Origin of the sequence: Streptomyces sp. DH12 (assembly GCF_020873895.1) — a bacterium.
In the GTDB taxonomy this organism is placed as follows: Bacteria; Actinomycetota; Actinomycetes; order Streptomycetales; family Streptomycetaceae; genus Streptomyces.
Window position 1 is genome coordinate 1 of the sequence record NZ_JAHWGT010001150.1, and the last position, 444, is coordinate 444.

The 444-nt window shown below is 73.9% G+C and carries 1 pseudogene; it reads right to left on the reverse strand.

Going from position 1 to position 444, the window contains the following annotated elements:
* A pseudogene (locus LPA54_RS38985) lies at positions 1–444 on the reverse strand (mannose-6-phosphate isomerase, class I); the annotation flags it as partial.

The window sequence follows — 444 nt, forward strand, 5'->3', positions numbered from 1 at the left end:
GTCGTGGGCGGGGGCGCTTTCGGGGAGGACGTAGCGGGAGAGCCGGAACTCGTCGGTGGGGGTCTCGTAGACCTCCTCGTCGTCCGGGCCGGCCTCCGGGCGGAGCACGCCGGGGTCGGCGGCCTCGAAGCGGACGATGCGCAGCAGTTCGGGGACGTCGACGTGCTTGGGGGTGAGGCCGCAGCGCAGCACGTTGTCGGAGTTGGCCATGATCTCGACGCCGAGGCCGTCGAGGTAGGCGTGCGGGACGCCGGCGCCGAGGTAGAGCGCCTCGCCGGGCTGAAGCCGGACGTGGTTGAGGAGCATCGCGGCGATGACGCCGGGGTCGCCCGGGTAGTGGTGGGCGATGCCCGCGTAGGGGGCGTAGTCGCCGCCGAGGCGGTCGCAGGCGGCGGCCGTCTCCGTGACGGTGTGGGCCGTCTCGTCCGGGTCGGCGGTGAGGAC